The following is a 22,570-nucleotide window of genomic DNA, read 5'->3' on the forward strand; positions in this document are numbered from 1 at the left end:
GTCTGGCGCGGTAGCCCGCGCATATCCGGCGGCAGCCTAACCAGCCCCTGCCCGGCGCACAAGAAAAGCTCGACCGCCGCCCTCTCGACCAAAGTTGTAGGACAGGAAATTGACACGCGCACGGTAAGACTTTTACCCTGAGCCGTCGATTTTGTAAATTGGTATTACCAATTTCGACGAAGTACGCCAGATCCGGCCAATGCCTGCTGCGACGCCAAAAGCATCGCACCCACCCGGACGGCCCACAGGCACTCCAAAAACAATTACGGAGCCAACCACCATGCAAGCATGGCAACAGATCTACACCCCTCTCGGCAGCCTCGGCCTGTCCGCTGCCGTCGCCGTGATCCCGATCGTGTTCTTCTTCCTCGCCCTCGCGGTGTTCCGCCTCAAGGGCCATATCGCCGGCACCATCACCCTTGCCCTGGCGATCGCCGTTGCCATCTTCGCCTTCAACATGCCCGCCGACATGGCCTTCGCCGCGGCCGGCTACGGTTTCGCCTACGGCCTCTGGCCGATTGCCTGGATCATCGTCGCGGCGGTGTTCCTCTACAAACTCACGGTCAAGAGCGGCCAGTTCGAAGTGATCCGCAGCTCGGTGCTATCGATCACCGGTGACCAGCGCCTGCAGGTGCTGCTGATCGGCTTCTCCTTCGGCGCCTTCCTCGAAGGTGCGGCCGGCTTCGGCGCCCCCGTGGCCATCACCGCCGCGCTGCTGGTGGGCCTGGGCTTCAACCCGCTCTACGCCGCCGGCCTGTGCCTGATCGCCAACACCGCACCGGTGGCCTTCGGCGCCCTGGGCATCCCGATCATCGTCGCGGGCCAGGTCACCGGCATCGACGCGTTCAAGATCGGCGCCATGACCGGCCGCCAACTGCCCTTCCTGTCGATCCTCGTGCCCTTCTGGCTGGTGGCGATGATGGACGGCTGGCGCGGCGTGAAGGAAACCTGGCCCGCCGCCCTGGTGGCCGGCGGCAGCTTCGCCATCACCCAGTACTTCACCTCCAACTTCATCGGCCCGGAACTGCCAGACATCACCTCCGCCCTGGTCAGCCTGGTTTCCCTGACCCTGTTCCTCAAGGTCTGGCAACCGGCCGGAGCGCAGAGCACCGAAGTGGCCGGCGTATCCGGCGGCGCGGCGGTTCTCGGCGGCTTCGGTGGCCCGCGCAGCACCGAGCCTTCGCCCTACAGCTTCGGCGAGATCCTCAAGGCCTGGTCGCCCTTCCTGATCCTCACCGTGCTGGTGACCATCTGGACCCTCAAGCCCTTCAAGGCGATGTTCGCCCCGGGCGGCGCCATGGAGCAGTTCGTCTTCATGTTCGCCATCCCGCACCTGGACCAGCTGGTCCTCAAGGGCGCGCCCATCGTTGCCGCCACCACGGCCATGCCGGCGGTGTTCAAGCTGGACCCGATCTCCGCAACCGGCACCGCGATCTTCTTCTCCGCGCTGCTGTCGATGCTGGTACTCAAGGTCAATGTTAAAAATGGTCTGACCACTTTTGGTGAAACCCTGGTCGAGCTGAAGTGGCCGATCCTCTCCATCGGCATGGTGCTGGCCTTCGCCTTCGTCACCAACTACTCGGGCATGTCCACCACCCTGGCGCTGGTCCTGGCCGGCACCGGTGCGGCCTTCCCGTTCTTCTCGCCCTTCCTCGGCTGGCTGGGGGTCTTCCTGACCGGCTCGGACACCTCGTCCAACGCCCTGTTCAGCTCCCTGCAATCCACCACCGCGCACCAGATCGGCGTCAACGACACCCTGCTGGTGGCCGCCAACACCAGCGGCGGCGTGACCGGCAAGATGATCTCGCCGCAGTCCATCGCCGTGGCCTGCGCTGCTACCGGGATGGTCGGCAAGGAATCGGACCTGTTCCGCTTCACCCTGAAGCACAGCCTGATCTTCGCCGCCTTCGTCGGCCTGATCACCCTGGCTCAGGCCTACGTCTTCACCGGCATGCTGGTCCACTAAGCCGGATCGGCTGCGCGTCGGCGATACGGCGTTGGAAATGGCCTCGGAGATGCTCACCTACAGTCGTAGGCGCCGCTCCCTCGGCCATTTCCGCCTTGTCTCGCTCTAGCTCGCTCTAGCTCGCTCGACCCTCGCAACGTGCCACGCTTCTTTCATTCAACGGTAGGGACCCCATGATCATCTCCGCCTCCACCGACTACCGCGCCGCCGCCCAGCGCAAGCTGCCGCCCTTCCTGTTCCACTACATCGATGGCGGCGCCTACGCCGAATACACGATGCAGCGTAACGTCGAGGACCTCTCCGGCATTGCCCTGCGCCAGCGCGTGCTGAAGAACATGTCCGAGCTGAGCCTCGAGACCCAGCTGTTCGGCGAGACCCTCGCCATGCCGGTGGCCCTGGCCCCGGTGGGCCTCACCGGCATGTACGCCCGTCGCGGCGAAGTGCAGGCGGCCAAGGCGGCGGCGGACAAGGGCATCCCCTTCACCCTCTCCACCGTCTCGGTGTGCCCCATCGAGGAAGTGGCCCCGGCCATCCAGCGCCCCATGTGGTTCCAGCTCTACGTGCTGAAGGACCGCGGCTTCATGAAGAACGCCCTGGAGCGCGCCAAGGCCGCCGGCGTCACCACCCTGGTGTTCACCGTCGACATGCCCGTGCCCGGCGCCCGCTACCGCGACGCCCACTCCGGCATGAGCGGCCCCAACGCCGCCATGCGCCGCGTACTGCAAGCCATGACCCACCCCGCCTGGGCCTGGGACGTCGGCCTGCTGGGCAAGCCCCACGACCTCGGCAACATCTCCACCTACCGTGGCAACCCCACGGGCCTGGCCGACTACATCGGCTGGCTCGGCGCCAACTTCGACCCGTCGATCTCCTGGAAGGACCTGGAGTGGATCCGCGAATTCTGGGACGGCCCCATGGTCATCAAGGGCATCCTCGACCCCGAGGACGCCCGTGACGCAGTCACCTTCGGCGCCGACGGCATCGTCGTCTCCAACCACGGCGGCCGCCAGCTCGACGGCGTGCTCTCCAGCGCCCGCGCCCTGCCGGCCATCGCCGACGCGGTGAAGGGCGAGCTGAAGATCCTCGCCGACTCCGGCATCCGCACCGGCCTCGACGTGGTGCGCATGCTCGCCCTCGGCGCCGACACCGTGATGCTCGGCCGAGCCTTCGTCTACGCCCTGGCTGCAGCCGGCGGCGCGGGTGTGAGCAATCTGCTGGAATTGATCGACAAGGAAATGCGCGTGGCCATGGTGCTTACCGGCGCCAAGAGCATCAGCGAAATCAGCGCCGACTCGCTGGTACGCGAACTCGGCCGCTGATCCGCCCCACCCATAACGAACCGACGAGGCCGCCCGAGCGGCCCGCGCCAACCGTTGATGACAGGACCCGACCGATGAGCCTGCCCGCCGCCTTCCTCCAGACCGCCGAGCGCCTGATCCCCCGCGAGCGGCGCTTCGACGACCCGCTCTCCACCCTGGCCTTCGGCACCGACGCCAGCTTCTACCGGCTGATCCCCAAGCTGATCGTGCGGGTCGAGAGCGAAGCCGAGGTCATCGCCCTGCTCAAGGCCGCCCACGCGGAGCAGGTGCCCGTGACCTTCCGTGCCGCCGGCACCAGCCTCTCCGGCCAGGCCATCAGCGACTCGGTGCTCATCGTCCTCGGCGACAACTGGAACGGCCGCGACATCCGCAAGGGCGGCGAACAGATCCGCCTGCAGCCCGGCGTCATCGGCGCCCAGGCCAACGCCTGGCTCGCCCCCTACGGCCGCAAGATCGGCCCCGACCCGGCCTCGATCAACGCCTGCAAGATCGGCGGCATCGTCGCCAACAACGCCAGCGGCATGTGCTGCGGCACCGCGCAGAACAGCTACCACACCCTCGCCGGCCTGCGCCTGGTGCTGGCCGATGGCACCCTGCTCGACAGCGAGGACCCGCTCAGCGTCGCCGCCTTCCACGCCACCCACGGCGCGCTGCTGGAACAGCTCGGCGAACTGGGCCGGCAGACCCGCGACAACCCCGAGCTGGCCGCGAAGATCCGCCACAAGTACCGCCTGAAGAACACCACCGGCCTGTCCCTCAATGCCCTGGTGGACTACGACCAGCCGCTGGACATCCTCACCCACCTGCTGGTGGGCTCCGAAGGCACCCTCGGCTTTATCAGCGCGGTGACCTACGACACCGTGCCCGAGCACCCGCACAAGGCCTCGGCGCTCATCGTTTTCCCCGACGTCGAAACCTGCTGCCGCGCCGTGCCCGTGCTCAAGACCCAGCCCATCTCCGCCGTCGAGCTGCTCGACCGCCGCAGCCTGCGCTCGGTGCAGGAGAAGCCCGGCATGCCCGCCTGGGTCAAGGGCCTGTCCGCCAACGCCTGCGCCCTGCTCATCGAATCCCGCGCCGCCAGCGGCAGCCTGCTGCACGAGCAGCTCGCGCAGATCACTGCCTCCATCGCCGACTTCCCGGTGGAGCAGAAGGTCGACTTCAGCGAAGACCCGGTCGTTTACAACCAGCTGTGGAAGATCCGCAAGGACACCTTCCCCGCCGTCGGCGCCGTGCGCCAGACCGGCACCACGGTGATCATCGAAGACGTCACCTTCCCCGTCGAACAGCTGGCTGCCGGGGTCAACCGCCTGATCGAGCTGTTCGACAAGCACCGCTACGACGAGGCGATCCTCTTCGGCCACGCCCTGGAAGGGAACCTGCACTTCGTCTTCACCCAAGGCTTCGACAGCCCCGAACAGGTCGCCCGCTACGACGCCTTCATGCAGGACGTCGCCCAGCTGGTGGCGGTGGAATTCGGTGGCGCCCTCAAGGCCGAGCACGGCACCGGGCGCAACATGGCGCCCTTCGTCGAACTGGAATGGGGCAGCGACGCCTATCAACTGATGTGGCAGCTCAAGCGCCTGCTCGACCCGCGCGGCATCCTCAACCCCGACGTGGTGCTCAGCGAGGACCGCGAGCTGCACCTGAAGAACCTCAAGCCGCTGCCCGCCGCCGACGAAATCGTCGACAAGTGCATCGAATGCGGCTTCTGCGAGCCGGTCTGCCCCTCCAAGGGCCTGACTCTCAGCCCGCGCCAGCGCATCGTCATCTGGCGCGACATCCAGGCACGCAAGCGCGCTGGCATCGACACCCGCGAGCTGGAGGAAGCCTTCGCCTACCAGGGCGTCGACACCTGCGCCGCCACCGGCCTCTGCGCCCAGCGCTGCCCGGTGGGCATCAATACCGGTGACCTGGTGCGCAAGCTGCGCGGCGGCGTCGCCCACCATGCCGGCAGCGCCGACTGGCTGGCCGACCACTTCGCCACCGCACTCAAGGGCGCGCGCCTCACCCTGCGCCTGGCCGACGGGGCCCGTCGCCTGCTCGGCGCGCCATTGCTGGAAAAAACCTCCGGTTCCCTGCGCCGTCTCTCCGCCGGGCGCCTGCCGCAATGGACCCCCGCCCTGCCCCAGGCCGCCAAGCCCATCCAGTTCACCCCGCCGGCCAACGACGCCCGCCCCCGCGTGGTCTACCTGGCCGCCTGCGTGTCCCGCGCCATGGGCCCCGCCGCCAGCGATGGCGAACAGGTGCCGCTGGTGGACAAGACCCGCATGCTGCTGGAAAAGGCCGGCTACCAGGTGGTCTTCCCCAGCCAGCTGGAGAGCCTCTGCTGCGGCCAGCCCTTCGCCTCCAAGGGCTACGCCGAGCAGGCCGAAAGCAAACGCCGCGAGATGATCGACGCCCTGCTGGAAGCCAGCCGCGGCGGCCTCGACCCCATCTACTGCGACACCAGCCCCTGCACCCTGCGCCTGGTGCAGGACGGCCTCGATTCGCGCCTGGACCTGTTCGACCCGGTGCGCTTCATCCGCACCCACCTGCTCGAACGCCTGGAGTTCACCCCCCAGGACAAGCCCATCGCCGTGCACGTCACCTGCAGCACCCAGCACCTGGGCGAGGCCCAGGGCCTGATCGACCTGGTGCGTCGCTGCACCCGCGAAGTGGTGGTGCCCGAAGGCATCCACTGCTGCGGCTTCGCCGGCGACAAGGGCTTCACCACCCCGGAGCTCAACGCCCACTCGCTGCGCAGCCTGAAGGACGCCGTGCAGGTCTGCGAAGAAGGCATCTCCACCAGCCGCACCTGCGAAATCGGCCTCACCCAGCACGGCGGCATCGACTACCACGGCCTGGTCTACCTGGTGGACCGCGTCACCCGCCCACGGGCCATCTGAACCTCAAGCTGCCGTGCATCGCACGGATTGCGCCCCGCCCAGTGCGGGGCTTTTTTTGCCCGGCAAAAACGCCCCCACCCGCCTCCAGGCCAAGCGAAACGGCAAGCGAAACGGCAACCCGGGCGCAATCCGCACTCGGTTTCATCCCGCCTCCCCTTCCCGACGAAATGTCAGCCCTGGAGCCCGCGAGACCCGGCACGCGAGAACCCCTGAAAACACCGTGCAGCCCATCTAGCACGGCGCCTCCAGCCTGGCCATCATGGCTTCGAAAAATGATGGCCAATTGTCAGCATTGCTCAGTTTCGGCCCAGGGACCCGCTCATATACTCGCGCCCAAACCCTTTCCCTGGCCCGCACTACGCAGGCACTGCCCGACGACCACGGGGCAGGCCCTGGTGGCCCTCATCAAGGATCGCGCCATGAACCACGTCTATCGCACCATCTGGAACCACGCCAAAGGTGTCTGGCAAGTCGTTGGGGAGAACACCAAGCGGCAGGGCAAGACCAAATCGAGCAAGGCCGCCAGCGGCGCCGGCCTGCTGGCCATCGGTGCCCTGCTGAGCCCCGGCCTCTATGCCCAGGGCATCGTCACGGACGGGCGCACGGCCACCAGCGTGGTGCAGAACGGCGCGGTCACCGACATCCGCACCGAGACCATCCGCAACGGCAACGGCTTCAACTCCTTCTCGCAGTTCAACGTGGGCAGCGGCGAAACCGCCAACCTCTATGTACCGGATTCGGCCAACGCCCTGATCAACATCGTTCGCGACCAGCGCAGCGAGATCAACGGCATCCTCAACGGCTACAAGAACGGCCAGATCGGCGGCGACATCTATTTCGCCAACCCCCACGGCATGGTCGTGGGCGAGTCCGGCGTGATCAACGTCGGCTCCCTCACCGTCACCACCCCCGACAGCGCCTCCCTTGAGCGCCTGATCGGCGCCGACGGCAAGATCGACGACCTCGCCGTGGCCCAGCTGAAGTCCGGCAACCTGCCGCTCTCCGAATCCGGCCTGGTGTCCATCCGTGGCCAGGTCAACGCCAAGGGCGCCGTCACCCTCAGCGCCCGCGACGTCGGCATCGGCGCCAGCGGTCGCGTCACCGCTGGCCAGCAGGCCATGCCGCGCATCGAGCAACTGGTGAACATCGACGGCCTCGACAGCGCCGCCGCCATCACCGAGGTCAACGGCGAGATCCGCATCATCGCCGAGAACGACGTGCTGATCGCCGGCCAGGTGAACACCGACGGTGTCGCCGGCAAGGCCGCTGGCGAGATCGAGATCCGCGCCGGCCACGACATCACCATCGCCGACGGCGGCAAGGTCTCCGCCTCGGGCCAGGGCGCCCATTCCGACGGCGGCAAGGTCGTGATCAAGGCCAAGCAGCAGAGCACCCTGGCCAAGGGCGGCACCGTGGCGGCCAACGCCGGCACCAGCGGCAACGGCGGCCAGGTCGAGCTCTCCGCCGACGAAAGCGTGACCTGGGCCGGCACCCTGGAAGCCAAGGCCGGCCAGGGCGGCGCCGTCGGCCACGTGCTGATCGACCCGCGCGAAATCAATCTCACCCAGGACCAGCGCCTGGGCGGCACGAACTACAGCCTGCAGGCCTCGGAGAAGATCAACGTCGCCGACGGCGTGATGATCTCCACCCGCAACATCGCCAACTACCAGACCGCCAGCCAGCAGGAGCACCGCGACGCGGTCTCCGTCGGCGACTCCGGCGACATCACCCTGGAAGCGCCGACCATCGTCCTCGGCCAGAACGCCAAGCTCTACGCCCACACCAACAACGCCGCCTTCGAAGCCGGCGACGTCACCCTCAAGGCCATCGCCGCCGAGGGCGCCCTGCTCACCCCCGGCATCCTCGTCGGCGTGGGCAGCAACAAGACCGAAATCACCCTGGGCGCCGGCACCGAGATCCGTGGCGGCCAGGTCACCATCAGCGCCGAGTCCTCCACTGCGCTGACCGACAGCCTGTCCAGCGACGGCCTGTACAACGGTGTCGACGCCAACGGCCACCCCATCGCCCAGGTCCTCGACGACGACGAGCTGGAAGAACAGCGCCAGGCCCTGGCCGATGCCGGCGTGCAGACCGATGACGACGGCGGCAGCGACTTCTTCGGCGGCCTGCTCGACACCCTCGCCAGCAGCGGCCTGCTGGCCTCGGTGCAGGTGCTCGATGCCCAGTCCAAGGTCAACATCGGCAACGGCGTGAGCATCATCGGCAGCAACGACGTGAACATCTCGTCCCACGCCAGCACCAACGCCCAGGCCGAGGTCGCCGACCTGCCGGTGGGCGCCGTGGTCTCGGTGACCAACACCGACGCCCAGCTCAACGTCGGCCAGAACGTCCGCATCGAATCCCTGGGTGGCAACGTCAACCTCAAGAGCCAGTCCGACACCACCGTGGAAACCGCGGTGGAAGCCGGCGCCCTCGAAGGCCTGCCGATCACCCTCACCGCCAACGTCACCTCGGCCAAGGGCCGCGCCACCACCACCGTCGGCAGCGGCAGCCTGATCAAGGCCGCCTTCGACGCCAGCGTCAGCGCCGAGCAGGTCAAGGTGTTCGACGTCAGCGCCCAGGCCGGCGACGCCGAGGGCGCCATCGGCGTCTCGGTGCTGGTCGCCCTCTCCGACCTGCAGGCCCGCAACGATTTCAACGGCACCCTGGAGGCCGGCGGCAACGCCACCCTGGAAGCCAAGGTGGACACCCAGTCCAACAGCCACGAAGCCTCGGTGATGCTCGGCGACGAGAACAAGATCGTCGCCACCCTGGAAGAGAAGATCGGCGAAGCCGGCGAAGACCCCAAGGAGCTGCTCCAGGCCAAGACCAAGGACGGCATCAAGGAGCTGCTGAAGAAGCTCGTCGAGAAGGGTGAGGAAGAAGAAGGCGAGAAAGGCGGCAGCGAGCAGAGCAAGGGCTTCCTCGATGAGCTGGGCGCCGCCGGTGCCCTGGCCTACATCAACCACGACAACCAGGCGCTGCTGAACCTGGGCGGCCAGGCCAAGGTCAAGGCCGGCCAGGATGCCAGCCTCAACGCCGAGGTCACCGACCTGCTGGATTCCACCGTCTCCTCGGTGATCTCCGACAAGAAGAACGCCGACAAGCCGTTCGACTTCAGCACCGAAAGCACCGGCAAGAAGAACGGCGTGGGCGTCGCCATCCTCATCAGCAACCAGGACAACGACGCGGTACTGACCGTGCGCCCGGGCGCCGAGCTGGACGCCATGCAGGCCCTCAGCCTCAACGCCAAGACCAGCCTGCCGTGGCTGGACCAGAGCCGCCTGTCCAACCTGATCAAGGCCTTCAGCGCCGACAACCTCAGCGACTTCCTGCAAACCATCAACGAAGGCCAGATGTTCAGCACCTGGGTCAACGCCGCCACCGCCGTCTCCGGCGAAGGCGCCCAGGACAGCGGCACCACCCTCAGCGGCATGGTCGACATCAATCACGTCGGCCTCAACGCCAAGGTGGACGTCGCCGACGGCGTCAACATCAACCAGGACCTGGCCTACCGTGGCCAGGAGCAGACCGTCGACATCGAAGCGCGCACCGAATCGCAGATGGTCAACGTCGCGGCCGACCCGGGCCTGTTCAACAACGAAGGCGGCAAGAACGGCTTCGGCGCCGGCCTTATCGCCGGCATCTACAACAACAGCGCCCAGGCCACCGTCGGCGCGGTGAACCTCTACGCCAGCGAGCTGAACGTCAACGCCGTTACCGACGTCGACATCCTCAACTACGCGGTGGCCGGCTCCAAGGGCGGCACCAACGCCCTCAGCGGCTCGGTCTCCGTCTCCGTGCTGGACAACGTCACCCGCGCCGGCATCGACGACGGCGCCCACCTGGTGGTGACCGACGAGAACGGCGGCAGCGGCGACATCAACATCGGCGCCCGCGATGAAACCGACAGCCTGACCATCACCGGCGGCGTGGTGAAATCCACCAGCAAGGCCGCCGGCGTCGCCGTCGGCGTGCACGCCTTCGACCGCACCACCGAAGCCTGGCTGGGCAGCCGCGACACCCAGCTCGCCGCCGGCTCCGTGGCCGCATCCGGTGGCCTCAAGGTCGGCGCCAGCGCCGATGGCCGCATCGGCAACTACGCCCTGTCCGTAGCCCTCACCGCACCGCCGGCACCCAGCACCCAGCCCGCCGCGCAGTCCCGCGAGGGCACCGGTTCCTTCGGCATCAACGTCTCCGGCTCGGCGGCGGTGAACACCCTGGACAACCTGGTCCGCGCGCGCATCACCGACAACCTCGACATCGACGCCGGCGCAGTCAACGTGCAGGCCAGCGACGACACCGCGCTGCACGCCATCGCCGGCGGCGCCGCGGTCTCCAGCAACACCGGCAACGGCGTCGGCCTGGCCGGTGCCTATACCCAGAACACCGTGGACTCCCTGGTGGAGGCCGAGCTGGCCGCCACCGGCGACGTCACCGCACGCCGCCTCGACATCGCCGCCGACAACGAAGCCAGCGCCCTGTCGATCTCCGCCGGCGTCTCCGCCAGCGCCTCGGCCAGCAGCTACCAGGTGGCCGGCTCGGTGAGCGTCAACTCGATCGACAGCACCACCCGCGCGCGCCTCGCCGACGGCGCCATCGATGCCGTCGACGGCGTCACCGTCAGCGCCCGTGACGACTCCAGCATCCACGCCGTGGCCGGCGCCGCCAGCTTCGGCGGCAAGGCCGGCGTCGGTGCGGGCCTGTCGATCAACAGCATCGACGGCGCCACCGAAGCCGTGGCCGACGACCTGCGTCGCCTCGACAGCAACGCCGGCCTCAGCCTCAACGCCAGCAGCGACGCCGACCTGGTCTCCGTGGCCGCTGCCATGGGCTACTCCAACAAGTACGCCTTCGACGGCGCCGTGGCCATCAACCAGCTGGACCACGACACCCTCGCCGCCCTGCGTGGCAGCCACGACCTCAACCTCGGTGGCGCCCTGGCGGTGAACGCCGGCAACACCAGCAGCATCTGGACCGCCTCCGGTTCGGCCGCCATCGGCAACGACGGCGCCATGGGTGCCAGCTTCGGCTACAACACCATCAGCGACCGCGTCAGCGCCGAGATCCTCGACAGCGACGCCGAAGCCGCCAGCATCGCCGTGCAGGCGAACCAGCAGAGCGACATCAACGCCCTGGTCGCCGGTGGCGCCGTGGCCGCACGCTCCTCCGCCGTGGCCGGCTCCATCGCCATCAACACCATCGACAACCGCACCAGCGCCCGTACCGATGACTCCAGCCTGACCAGCCACGGCTCGCTGCTGGTGAACGCCCAGGACGCCTCGCGCATCCGCAGCCTCACCGGTGCCCTGGCCTACGGTGGCCAGGGTGCGGGCATCGGCATCGCCGGTTCCTACAACCAGATCTCCGGCGCGGTCTATGCCGGCATCAACGGCGGCAACCTCCAGGCCGGCGACCTGCTGCGCGTCAGTGCCCTGCGCAACCAGCAGCTGCAATCCCTGGCCGCCGGCGCCGCGGTGGGCAACAACGTCGGCGTCGCCGGCTCGGTGGCCGTCAACATGGTCGGCGGCTCCACCCTCGCCGAGATCGGCCACGGCGCCCAGGCCCACAGCGACGGCAGCCTGCTGCTGACCGCACGTTCCGACAGCGACATCGAAACCGTGGCCGGCGCCCTGGGCGTGGGCCTGTCCGGCGTCGGCCTGTCCGGCGCGGTGGCGGTCAACCAGCTCGAAGGCACCACCACCGCCCGGGTCACCGGTGCGTCCACCCACCTGAGCGCCGACGGCCAGGGCGCCGCCCGCGCCATCGACAACGGTCAGCTCAACGGCAACATGGGCAGCGACCTGCGCGATCGCACCCTGCAGGACAGCATCAAGGGCATCGGCGTCGTCGCCAGCAGCACCGATGAGATCGACACCGTTTCCGTCAGCGTCGGCGGCGGTTCCAGCGTCGGCGTGGCCGGCGCGGTCACCGTCAACATGGTCGGCGGCTCCACCCTGGCCCAGGTCAGCGGCGCCACCCTCGACAGCGACGCCGCCACCCAGGTCGGCGCCTACCACCACACCCGCGTCACCACCGGCAACGGTGCCGGCGCAGGCGGTGGCACCGCCGGGGTCGGCGTGTCCACCACCACCAACATCCTCGACCACGACACCCAGGCCCTGGTCGCCAACGCCACCCTCGGCAGCGACGCCGGCATTGGCGTGAACGCCCGCGCCACCCACGACCTCAACGCCGTGGTCGTCGGCGCCGCCATCGGCGGTACCGCCGGGGTCAACGGCTCGGTGGCCGTCACCACCCTGGCCGGCACCGTGCGCAGCAACGTGCAGGGCTCCAACCTGCGCAGCGACGCCGGTGGCATCGAGATCGCCGCCGACGCCGACAACGACCTCGACATCGTCGCCGGTGGCGTAGCAGGCGGCGGTGTGGCCGGCGTCGGTGCCACCATCATCGTCACCGACCTCAACCAGCGCACCGAGGCCTCCACCTCCGGCGCCACCCGCCTGGACGCCAGCGGCCTCACCGCCATCGACGCCAGCGCCGCCCAGGACGTGACCATCGTCGGCTTCACCGGCGCCGGTGGCGGTACCGCCGGCGTGGCCGGCACCGTCAACGTGCTGGTCGCCAAGGGCCAGACCCTCGCCGGTGTCGGCGCGGGCAGCCAGATCAACACCCAGCTGGGCGGCGCCCAGCAGGACGTGCGCGTGCACGCCCAGGACAGCCTCGAAACCACCGACGTGCTCGGCACCGCCGGTGTCGGCGGCGTGGCCGGCGTCGGTGCCGGTGCCGACGTGCAGGTGGTGCGCAGCGGCGCCATCGCCAGCGTCGGTGACGGCGCCACGGTCAAGGCCGGCCGCGACATCACCGTCGAAGCCGAGAACAGCCGCGACATCGACTCCGTCTCCATCGCCGCCGCCGGCGGTGGCTACGTCGGCGCGGGCGCCGGCGTCTCGGTGGTCAGCGTCGCGTCCGGCGCCTCCTCCCAGGCCACCGGCAGCCTCGACAACAGCATCCGCAACGCCCAGGGCGTCGCTCGCAACTCCGGCCTCAACGGCCAGATGGGCAACGGCTTCGCCGGCTCCAGCCAACTGCAGGCCGACATCAACGCCAACCAGCAATCCATCAGCCCCAACGACACCTTCCTCAGCACCCCGGACGGCACCGCCTACTCCGCCGCTGCGCGGGTCGGCAACGCCACCCTGGACGCCGGCCGCAACGTCACCGTCAGCGCCCACAACAGCACCGATGCCCTCAGCGAGGCAGCCGGTGTGGCTGGCGGTCTGGTGGGCGCCGGTGCCGGCGTCTCGGTGATCAACGTCGGTGACCGCAGCCTCGCCGAACTGGGCGGTACCCTGCGTGCCGGTGGCAACGTGCGCATCAGCGCCGAAGACGGCCAGGACGGCACCACCCAGGCCCTCGCCCAGGCGGGCGGTGGCGGCCTGGTGGGCCTCGGCGCCGCCGTGGCGGTGAGCGAGAAATCCAGCCAGACCACCGCGCGCATCCTCGACGGCGCCAACATCACCGCCGGCGGCGCCCTCAGCGTCGACGCCGACCTCGACCACGCGCTCAAGGCGCAGACCATCGGCCTCAGTGCCGGCGGCGTGGCCGTGGGCGCCAGCATCGCCACCTCCAGCAGCACCGGCCAGGCCCAGGCACTGGTGGGCAAGAACGTGCAGGTCAACGCCGGCAGCCTCGCCGTCGATGCCAGCGCACGCTCCAGCAACAACGTCGACGCCGTCGGCGTCAGCGGCGGCATCGTCGCCGGCAACGCGGTGGTCGCCACCGCCAGCGACCGCACCAGCGCCCGCGCCTGGGTCGACGATGGCAGCCGCGTCACCACCCAGGGCGCCATCGGCATCCGCGCCAGCACCGACCCGATGACCCGCGCCTTCGCCATCGGCGCCTCCGTGGGCGCCGGCGCCATCGGTGCCAGCGTCGCCACCGCCTCGGTGGACAACAGCGTGCAGGCCGGCACCGGCGCGGTGAACCTCACCGGCGGCTCGCTGGACGTGGACGCCGCCGCCCAGCGCACCCGCAGCCAGAGCGCCGAAGCCCAGGCCGTGGGCGCCAGCGGGGGTGCCCTGATGGGCCTCAACGCCACCGTCGCCAGCGCCAACCTGGACACCAACGTGCTCGCCGATATCGGCCAGGGCACCCAGCTCGCCATCACCGGCAATGCTGCGGTGAAGGCCAGCGACGCCACCCGGGTCAAGACCGACGCCACCGGCATCGCCGTCGGCGGCCTGCTGGCCATCGGCGCCAACGTCGGCCTGGCCGACATCGACGCCACCCAGCGCGTGCGCTTCGGCGCCACCGGCCTGGTGGGCGGTACCCTGGCCCTCTCCGCCACCGGCAGCAACGGCATCAGCGGTGATGCGGTGGCCGGCAGCGGCGGCGTGGTGGCCGGCAGCGCCTCCACCCTCAACCTCGACGCCACCAGCGCCACCACCGTGGACGTGCTGGGCAACACCAACATCCTCACCGGCCGCACCGACGTGCTGGCCGAGCACCGCCTCGACTACGCCGCCGACAGCGACTCGATCCAGGCTGCCATGGTCGGTGCCTCGGGCACCTTCATCGACCTCGACCTGGGTGCCACCACCCAGGTGCTGGTGCGCGACGGCGCCCGCGTGGCCGCGCTCGACGGCCTCGACATCGAAGCCCACACCATCACCCAGGGCGGCGCCGAGGCCTTCTCCGGCTCGGGCGGCGTGATCAGCGGCAGCGCCGTGCTGATCGACAACAGCATCCGCGACACCACCCGCATCCAGGTCGGCAACAACGTCGGCCTGGCCACCGTGGGCAGCCCGCTGGACATCGACAAGGGCCACCTGCGCCTGACCGCCCACAACACCATGCGCGCCGCCGACACCGGCAAGCTCTCCGCCGGTGGCGCCATCGCCGCGCCCTACGCCGGTACCGAGATGGACGTGGACGTCTCCAACCAGGTGACCTTCGGCGACAACCTGAGCATGAAGAGCAGCGGCCTGCTGCAGGTCGGCGCGTACAGCGACACCCGCGCCAGCACCAATGCCCGCGTGGACGTCTACGGCCTGGTGGGCGCCGGCGGCGGCGATACCAAGATCGACCTGACTGCCGCCCAGCTGATCCGCTTCGGCGCCAACGCCGACCTGCTCGGCTACGGCAACCTCGGCCTGCGTGCCGGCCAGAGCGCCGACGGCAACCTGGCCAACGACATCCGCGCCAGCGCCAGCACGGTGGTGGTCAACAACACCCTGATCCCGGTCACCGCCGCCCTCGGCGCCGATGCCACCGCCACCACCACCAACGACCTGGTGTTCGGCACCGGTGCCCTGGTGCGCTCGGTACGCAACGTCGACCTGATCGCCACCAACGGCGCGGTCAGCGCCAGCGGCGGCGGCGTGGGCAAGAACCCCTACCTGGCACTGTTCTCCAGCGAGCAGACCACCCGCTCCGACCGGGTCAACCAGCTGGCCAGCCTGAACCTCGCCAACAGCCGTGTGGTGGCGGGCGCGGGCAACCGCCAGGAGGTTTACTGGGACGGCAACCAGCTGCGCACCGTGTCGTCGCTCAACGACCTGACCGTGCAATACAAGGCCGCCGGCAGCGCCAACGCGTTCCGCCCGCTGGCCGAGATCGACGCCACCCTGGCCAGCCTCAACCAGCAGCTCGCCGGCCTCACCCCGGGCTCGGCCGCGTACACCAGCCTGAGCGACCAGATCGCCCTCTACACCCAGATGCGCGCCAGCACCGCGCAGTCCCTGGGGGCCGGCGCCAATGGCAACACCACCGTGGACACCCTGGTGATCGGCGACATCATCGCCGGCGCCGGTGACATCCGCGTCGGTGCCGATCGCATCCAGCAGTCCGGTGCCAACCTGACCGCCTACGGCGCGCCGACGGTGATCATCCACAACAGCTCCGACGACTACCTGGTGACCAACGGCATTCTGGTCTCCGCCGCGGGCACCGGCAGCATCACCTCCACCGGCGCGGCCAAGCTGGCCAACAGCGGCGCCACCCTGACCGAGGTGAAGCGCTCGCAGTCCGACTACTACGACGCCACCCAGCGCCCGAGCGTGCCTTCGATCGTCATCGAGAACACCTACGACACCAACCTGGCGGGCAACACCAGCCCGGCCCCGGGCATCCTGGTGCTCGGCGACATCGAGAACCTCAAGGGCAACACCTCGCTGAGCAACACCTCGGGCAACGTCTCGCAGTTCGCCACCATCGAGAGCTACCAGCTGAGCATGAACGTGCCCAACGGCGACCTGTTCGTCAGCCTGCCGGGCCGCAGCTGGAACCTGGCCTCGGTGCAGTCGGAGTGGGCCAACGTCATCAACGGCCTGAACCCGAGCAGCCTCAGCGGCCGCAACGTGCCCGACTCCATCGCCGAGTTCGCCGCCAACGTGGTCTACAACGGCTCCTACGCCTTCACCAGCAAGGAAGCCTTCACCGACTACCTGATCCGCAACTACGGCAGCGGCAACGGCACCGACCAGCAGATCATCCTCGACGGCATGATCCGCGGTTACTGGGAGACCGACGACGACAACACCGCCAACCGCGTCTGGTTCAAGGACACCACCTACGAATACAGCGGCAACATGTCGGCCAGCGACCACGACTTCTGGACCGGCAACACCGGTGTGTGGGATTGGCGCTACACCATGATCAAGGCCTACAAGACGCAGAACAGCGCGGCCCTGGGCCAGTCCGACACCAGCGGCTCCACCGCCAGCGCCCTGCGCGTGGGCGGCGCCCTGGCGATCAATGCCAAGAACATCAACATCAACGCCGGCATCGAAGTAGGCGCGCGCACCGACTGGTCGCTGAACCTGGGCGCCGCCGCGGCCGCCGAGATCGCCAGCATCGCCAACGGCAACGGCCTGGTGCGCCTGAACAACGTCAGCGGCATCGCCGACGGCAACGGTGCCGACGAGGTGCCGGTGGTGTACTGGGATTCGGACAAGCAGCGCATCCAGGTGCAGCGCATCAACGCCGCCGGCGGCGGCTCGGTGTCGCTGACCGGCAACATCATCAACACCAACACGGTGGGCAACATCGTCGTCAACTCCGGCTACGGCGATGTCGAGATCAACAACACCACCGGCCGCGACCTGATGCTCACCGACATCGACCTGGGCAACGGTGGCCAGAGCGTGGTGCGCATCACCGACACCCTCAAGCACTGGGGTGACGGCCGCGCGCAGACCTGGTGGTACGTCAACCAGGCCGGCCAGGACAGCGTCTCGGTCTACAACAACGCCAACGGCGCCACCGCCCTCACCGGCGCCAGCCTGGCGAGCGTGATCGGCCGCGACTTCACCTACAACCCGCAGGCCGGCGCCCGCTACGAGTGGACCCAGGACTACCACATCACCCGCACCTACACCGGCCCCACCGGCATCTCGGGCAAGAGCGACGAGATCCCCGGCAACCTGGGCCGCTGGGTGAGCGAGATCGCCACCGCCGACGGCAAGGCCTACCTGACCAGCGCCGGCGACGTAGTGGTCCGTGCCGTCACCGGTGACGACAAGGCCTTCATGCAGTGGGCCGACGCCAACATCGGCTACACCACCGTGCGTACCACCTCCGGCGGCGACGAATGGGGCGGCTACCACGCCGGTGCCACCTTCGACCTGGCCACCGACATCCAGATGACCGTCACCAACAGCGTGAAGGCCGACCACGCCATCCCGATCCGCTTCGTCGGCAACAGCGAGTCGCGCCTGCAGGTGGATTCCGGCTCCAACGTGCTGATCGGCGGCACCATCCGCAACGACGTCGGTACCAGCACCTTCGACGTCACCGGCTCGCTGCTGCAGGCCGGCGGCTCGCTGCAAGGCAAGGACCTGGTGCTCAACGCCAGCGCCGGCATCGGCAGCGCCAGCGACGCGCTGAAGCTGATCGACTCCCGCGTCGCCGGCGCCTCGGTGAGCGCCAGCAGCCAGGGCGACATCTTCCTGGCCAGCAGCGGCGACTTCTACGCCAAGTCGATCCAGACCACGGGCGACGTCACCGTCAACGCCGTCGGCGGCATCTACCAGCACGCCGACGCCGTGGGCGTGTCCATCGGTGGCGACGTGCTCAACCTGCACTCGGGCTCGGGCAGCTCCATCGGCGGGGTCAACAGCCCGCTGGTCACCCAGAGCAACGAGATCAACGCCTCCGCCCCGGGCAGCGTCACCCTCACCCAGGGCAGCGGCAACATGAACGTCGGCTACATCGAGTCGCTGTTCGGCAACGTCGAGCTCAACACCCCGAGCGGCCAGATCCTCGGTGCCGCGCCCAAGGGCGAGGACCAGGACGCCAAGCTGCAGGAGAAGATCGCCGAGTGGGAGGCCATGGGCCTCACCGACGCCAACCACGCGCAGAGCACCATCAACGGCTACGAGAACCTGGTGGAGCGCTACTACAGCGACTACTGGACCATCCGCGAGCGCGCCAGCAACCCGGACGGCAGCTTCAGCCTGACCAGCGCGGGCCTCAACCTGTACCGCGAGCAGGTCAGCGCCAACCTCGGCCACAGCGCCAGCGACGCCGAGATCAACACCGCCATGAAGGCCCGCTACCTGGAGGCGAAGAGCTTCCTGGCCGGCGCGCCGGGCGTCGACCAGGGCCTGCTGCAGACCCGTTCGGCCAACTTCCAGTACAGCCTGGACACCAGCTCCGAGCTGTACGCGCAAATGACCCACGGTGCGGTCTGGGACAAGAGCATGCTGGGCACGGTGATCAACGCCGGCGCCGTGGCGGGCGATCGCCCCTCCACCGGCGCGCTGCCCAACGTCTCCGCCACCCAGGGTTCGATCCGCCTGAACAACGACCCGACCCAGGCCCTGCCCGAGTCGGAGACCCTGGTCTTCACCCTCAAGCGCACCGACGGCTACCTGCCCATCGTCACCCAGCTCTCCTCCTCGGAAGGCAACAGCTACAGCTCCAGCCAACTGATGGCCTTCCTCGCCGAGGCCAAGCCGGGCACGCTGCAATCCGAGCAGGTGGACGGCGACACCGTGCGCATCACCCTGCGCCCGCGCTACGACCTGGCGGTCGAAGCCAAGGACCCGGTGGTGATCGACGCCAAGGGCGACTACCACGTGGGCACCTCCCAGGACGTGATCCTCAAGGACATCACCGTGGGCGGCACCCTCTACGTCTACGCCGGCCGTGACGTGATCAACCAGACCGCCACCGGCGTCGCCGGCGCCGTCACCGGCGGCCTGTACATCGACGCCGGGCGCAACATCGGCTCGCCGGACAACCCCATCCAGGTCACCAACAACGGCAACGACCCGGTCACCGTGTACCGCCTGGTGGCGCCGGGCACCGCCAACGTGGTGGTGCTCAACGGCAACGTGGTGGTCGGCAAGATCGACGTGAAGGGCGAAACCAACCTGGTGGCCAACAACGGCAACTTCTACTCCCTGGGCGACCACGCCACCTTCGACGGCGGCCTGGTCAACCTGCGCGCCGTGGACGGCAACGGCCTCACCTCCGGCTACATCGGCACCGCGCTGAACCCGTTCAACGTCGTGCAGAAGCAGGGCGCCCTGGGCCTGTTCGGCCTCGGTGCCAATGTGGTGGCCACGCAGAACGACCTGGTGATGTCCAACAGCGTGCTGGACGGCCTGGTGTCCCTCACCTCCAGCCTCGGTTCCATCCTGATGGACGACGAGGATTCGGTGATCCGCACCACCGACGAAGGCACCGGCCAGGTCGACCTGGTGGCCGCCACCGGCATCGGCGAGAACGGCGCCGCCATCCGCCTGCACACCGGCCACTTCAACGCCGAGACCCCGGTGGGCGACGTCAACCTGCACCTGCACCGCGAGGCCCGTGCCGAGCGCGTGCACGCCCTCACCGGCTCCGCCCACCTGGTGGGCGATGGCGACGGCGTGCTCGGCACCACCGACCTGGACCTGGCCGACGTGCGCGTCGCCCGTGACCTGGAACTGCGCGCCGAAAGCATCCGTGGCCAGGTCACCCAGACCGTGCAAGCCACCCCGCTGCGCCTGTGGGCCACCAACCTGCAGGGCGGCGTGGCCGACCGCATCGACCTGGGCATCACCGGTGCGCCCTACGTGCTCAACGAGCAGTTGGCCGCCCGCGTCGCCGACATCCGCTCCAACGCCGTGCGCTTCAACATCGTCAACGGCCACATCGGCGAAGAGATGAAGCTGACCACCGGCTACGTCAGCGCGCTGATGGATAACACCACTCCGGCGCTGCGCTACGCCAGCGACTTCCAGTACTACATCCCCTGGAAAGGCTTCTCGCTGGACCTGGAGACCCGCGGCGCCACCGGCTCCCGCGCGCCCATGTGGTTCAACTCGGCCCGTGGTGTGTTCACCCGCAACATGGTCACCAGCGGCCACGCCACCTTCGACCTGGCCCGCCCGCAGTTCAGCACCGACCTGCGCCAGACCGGCGGGGAGGCGATGCCCGCCTACTCCGCGGCCTACCCCGTGCGCCCGGCGCTGCAACGTGCCCATGCAATCTCCGCCGCCCCGCTGGCGGTCAACCTCGGTACCCAGAGCAGTGACGATGACTCCATCTAAGACCCTCACCAACGGCGGCCTGCGGGCCGTCGCCAGCCGCGCGCCCTTCCTGCTCGGTGCGGCCGGGCTGCTGTTCGCCGCCGTCGCCAGCGCCGAGGCCCTGCCCTCCGGCGCGCTGCCCGGCGCCATCAGCTCGGAGCTGCTGCGCCAGCCCCAGCGCGCCCAGGAGCGCCCGGAAGCCCGCCCGCAGGACGACACCCCGGCGCTGGACGTGCCGGTGGTGGGCGACCAGAAGCTGCCCGACAACCCCAACGTCGCCTTCCAGCTGGACGCCGTGGTGTTCAGCGAAACCGCCATCCTCGACGCCCAGCAACTGGAGGCGATGGCCAAGCCCTACCTCGGCCGCAAGGTGGGCTTCGCCGACCTGCAGCAGCTGATCTCGGCGGTGAACCGCCTGTACGACGAGAAGGGCTACGTCACCGCACGCGCCATCCTGCCGCCGCAGCGCATCGAGCAGGGCCGCGTGCGCATCCAGCTGGTGGAAGGCCGCGTCGGCGAGCTGGTGCTGGAAGGCAACAGCTACATGAACGAGGACTTCATCCGCGAGCGCCTGGACATCGGCAACGGCGAGCTGGTGGACCCCAAGCGCCTGGAGGCCGAGCTGTCGCGCTTCAACCGCGTGAGCAACGGCACCCTTTCCGCCTCGCTGCAACCGGGCAAGGGCTACGGCCTCACCGACGTCTACGTGAACGTCAACGAGCCGCCGCAGAACAGCCTCGACCTGTTCGCCAACAACCACGGCTATGAATCCACCGGTGAAGAAACCGGCGGCATGATGTACCGCCACTACGGCGCCCTCGGCCGTGACGACGTGTTCTCCGCCTTCCTCTCCGGCTCCCGGGGTTCGGGCGTGGGCATGCTCTCCTACGACGCGCCCTTCAACACCCTGGGCGGGCGCATCGGCGGGCGTCTCGGCAAGAGCAAGGCGAAGGTCATCTACGGGCCCTTCCGCAGCCTGGATTCGGAGAGCGACTCGAAGAACGGCTCGCTGTTCATCAGCCACCCGCTGTGGAGCAACCAGGACTGGCTGTTCACCGGCCAGCTGACCTATGGCGAGCAGCGCACCAAGAACTACATCGCCGACGTCTTCCTCAACGAGAACCGCGTGCGCACCACCCAGGCCGACCTCACCGCGCTGTACCTGGCGCCGGGCCGCTCCCTGCGCGTGGGCCTGGGTTACCAGGATGCCCGCAGCGAGCTGGAAGGCACCGCCATCCGCGAGAACTACGGCCTCTGGGTCGGCTACTGGCAGTTCTACCAGGCCCTCAGCGCGGACTGGTACCTCAACGCCAGCGGCGCCTGGCAGTACGCCAACCGTGAGGGCGTGCCCTCCAGCCAGCTGTTCCAGATCGGCGGCGCCTCCACCGTGCGCGGCTACCGCCAGGGCGAGCTGGCCGGCGACGGCGGCATGTACTCCAACCTGCAGGCCAACTACCGCGTCACCCAGGCCCTCACCGGCTTCGGCTTCTACGATTACGGCCGCATCGACTCCTCGTTCCGCCAGCCGGAGAAACTGGACAGCGTGGGCGGTGGCTTCAACTGGCAGGCCACCTCGCGCCTCAGCGGCGAAGTGACCCTTGGCGTGCCCCTGACCAAAGTGCGCTCCGACCAGGACAACGCCTACGTCAACCTGCAAGTGGTGTTCAAGGTCCTCTAAGCGCCACGCCCCGAATCCGCTCCCGTGCTGAAGCCCGGCCCATGTGACCCCATCTCGTGGGCAGGGCTTCGGCGCCGGGGCGGCCCCTTTCGGCCCTCTCTGCCGTAGCCCGGGCTTCAGCCCGGGGCCTGCGTCGGCCTCACTCCTGGCGACGCCAGAAAAACACTGAACCGCGCGTTTCACCGGGCAGTCCATCCTTACAAGCCCGTCGGCAAGCCCGGGCTTATCCGTCTCGGACG

5 protein-coding genes are annotated in these 22,570 nt (G+C 68.9%); all 5 read left to right on the forward strand.

Features of this window, described 5'->3' with window-relative positions:
* Positions 1-280: 280 nt before the first annotated feature.
* Positions 281-1,966 carry a lactate permease LctP family transporter gene (locus tag OEJ36_RS10650; RefSeq protein WP_263401495.1) on the forward strand — a complete coding sequence of 562 codons (1,686 nt, stop codon included), beginning with the start codon at positions 281-283 and terminating at the stop codon, positions 1,964-1,966.
* A gap of 173 nt (positions 1,967-2,139) precedes the next feature.
* A complete protein-coding gene (gene lldD, locus OEJ36_RS10655; protein WP_263401496.1) occupies positions 2,140-3,285 on the forward strand; it encodes an FMN-dependent L-lactate dehydrogenase LldD in 1,146 nt (381 codons plus the stop codon).
* Between the two features lie 74 nt (positions 3,286-3,359).
* Complete coding sequence (locus OEJ36_RS10660) at positions 3,360-6,170, forward strand: FAD-binding and (Fe-S)-binding domain-containing protein (RefSeq protein ID WP_263401497.1); 2,811 nt, start codon at positions 3,360-3,362, stop codon at positions 6,168-6,170.
* Between the two features lie 419 nt (positions 6,171-6,589).
* Complete coding sequence (locus OEJ36_RS10665; RefSeq protein WP_263401498.1) at positions 6,590-20,674, forward strand: leukotoxin LktA family filamentous adhesin; 14,085 nt, start codon at positions 6,590-6,592, stop codon at positions 20,672-20,674.
* A complete protein-coding gene (locus OEJ36_RS10670; RefSeq protein ID WP_263401499.1) occupies positions 20,661-22,331 on the forward strand; it encodes a ShlB/FhaC/HecB family hemolysin secretion/activation protein in 1,671 nt (556 codons plus the stop codon). The genes OEJ36_RS10665 and OEJ36_RS10670 overlap by 14 nt, the downstream gene beginning before the upstream one ends.
* Positions 22,332-22,570 lie beyond the last annotated feature (239 nt).

It is taken from the genome of Pseudomonas sp. PDM13 (assembly GCF_025685765.1).
GTDB classification, from domain to species: Bacteria; Pseudomonadota; Gammaproteobacteria; order Pseudomonadales; family Pseudomonadaceae; genus Metapseudomonas; species Metapseudomonas solani.